The sequence below is a fragment of the Leekyejoonella antrihumi genome (assembly GCF_007845645.1).
Taxonomy (GTDB): domain Bacteria; phylum Actinomycetota; class Actinomycetes; order Actinomycetales; family Dermatophilaceae; genus Leekyejoonella; species Leekyejoonella antrihumi.
On sequence record NZ_VCQV01000111.1, the window covers coordinates 1 to 2,035 of the forward strand.

Below are 2,035 nucleotides of genomic sequence, written 5' to 3' on the forward strand. Positions count from 1 at the left end.
GGTCGCCTCGAGCACTTACGCGGGTCCGCCCTCGGGTTCCGAAACCTGACCCACTATGTCGCGCGATCCCTCCTGGAGTCCGGAGGATTCAGACCCCGACTACACCCTCGTTTCTGAAGAGCCCTTTTATGCATAGGGAACAATCAGCCAAATATAAAGGGCCTCCTTTCCTGGAAAGAGAGGAACTCGACTGTTACAGTTCTGCTTGCTTCGCCCCGTCACTTGTCTCATGTTCCCGGAGGACAAACTATGTCTCGTCCCCTGACTCGGTCCGCGATTGTATTCCTGCCAGTGATGGCGCTCTCGGTGGCCGCAGCCCTGCCCATCGCACCGGCAGCGCATGCGGACGGAATAACGACAGGGCCGGTGTGTCAATTACAAGATTGCAGCGCGGATTTCGGGTTCTTTGACCTTAGCGGCGCAGACTACGCAGTTGGGTCTGACATATCCGCTAGCCAGCTAACTGCACAGCAGGTCCCTCTATCGGCGGTGGATGCAAACGCCTCCGGAAATCAACCAACATGGGACGAAGGCACCATCTACGATGGAACACTTGACGCCCAAACTGCGGAGGAACTCGCGGTCCCCAACGATGGCGTATTACCAGTACCAGGCACCGCCGATGACACCGGAGACCCGTCTGCCGCACCGGTCCCGGCCATCTCCCCGGCCGACGACGGTGGCGTCCAGCCTGCATCAAGCGACCTCGCATACAAGTTGATGTATTGGTGGCACGATGGAAAGGGAGTGCGGATCAACTACCGCCACGGAAATTCTGGATGGGGGAATTATAAGGTTGTGAATAAACACAACCTTAACTACTTGGTCTCCTTCATGACGACGCGATATCCGGCACCAGGTGAGCGCATCCAGGAGAGCTCATCCTCAATCGTCTATCGAACCAAGGTCTACCACGTAGTATGTAAAGGATGGTGGATATTCCGGTCGTGCAAGATCACCAAGAAAGTCTGGGTCCGTGCGATCGTCAACCCGAAGGTGAAAGGCGTCATCACGACGTGGGCCGAGGGGTACGTGAGAGCACCAAGCTGGATCAAGAGCGCCATCAACCTTAGAGCCTGACCAAACGTTCTTGTGGGTCGCGGCCTTTGGCTCAGGCGGCTGCGACTCACACTTGAGGAGCGGCACTATCATGCCTACTGGGCAAGCAGGATGACACCTCGATACGTATATCCGGGACGCTGCGGCCACAACGGGGCCGTGGCCACTTCTACGACCAAAGGCTCGTTGTCGGGACCATCCGCGTTTTCCGCGGTCCAGACCTGCGCGATCCGGAGAAGCTCCATCTGGGTCTGCCGCGGGTCATCGGGGACATCGGAACTATGCAGGTCGAAGGCCAGCGCCAGATCGCGTGCGTGCCCGTCCCATTCCTCCGAGGCGTCCGCATAACAGAGATACCTGCCATTCACCGTGACCAGGTTGTACGTTCCGCCCTCATCTCGCTGAGCGTCACCGGTTAGAACGCCGACCGCTTGCTCGTGCGACCAGGCGATCGATCCCTCGAGTACTCTGGCCACCCAGCCGGTACGAAGCCAGCCCAGTGGCCAGGACACGATCTGGCCACAGACCAGATCATCGGTATATCCGGACTGGTGGTCGTGTGCCGCCATCCATACGAGCACGCCCATGCCACCCATACCCGAATACTATCCGGCGGCCCAAGCTGTGGCTGTGCTGTTGGCGGTAACCGACCGCGCACCCTGAGCTATGTTCATTAACCAACGGATGCGCCAGCTATCGCAGGTCAGCAACCGGCAAAGCGAGTAGTTGAAGAAGGTCTCCTCCTGGGCAGTTTCGCACTCAGCGCGATCAGCTCGGGTACTGGCTCATGGGGAAAGATCTTGAACGCTGCCGCTGAGGACGCAAACTAAGATTCGAGGCTGCACCGCAACGGGATCGCCTTGTGGCATGCTCCGCATGCCGATCGCCTTGTGGCATGCTCCGCATGCCGATCGCCTTGTGGCATGCTCCGCATGCCGATCGCCTTGTGGCATGCTCCGCATGCCGATCGCCTTGT

2 protein-coding genes are annotated in these 2,035 nt (G+C 58.9%); one reads left to right on the forward strand and one right to left on the reverse strand.

Going from position 1 to position 2,035, the window contains the following annotated elements; translation table 11 throughout:
* The first annotated feature begins 249 nt into the window (after positions 1 to 249).
* Positions 250 to 1,080: a hypothetical protein gene (locus FGL98_RS24940; protein WP_186526400.1), complete on the forward strand. Its 831-nt coding sequence runs from the start codon at positions 250 to 252 to the stop codon at positions 1,078 to 1,080.
* 74 nt (positions 1,081 to 1,154) lie between these two features.
* Here the strand turns inward: FGL98_RS24940 and FGL98_RS24945 are convergent, their stop codons facing one another.
* Complete coding sequence (locus FGL98_RS24945) at positions 1,155 to 1,655, reverse strand: hypothetical protein (RefSeq protein ID WP_146321562.1); 501 nt, start codon at positions 1,653 to 1,655, stop codon at positions 1,155 to 1,157.
* Positions 1,656 to 2,035 lie beyond the last annotated feature (380 nt).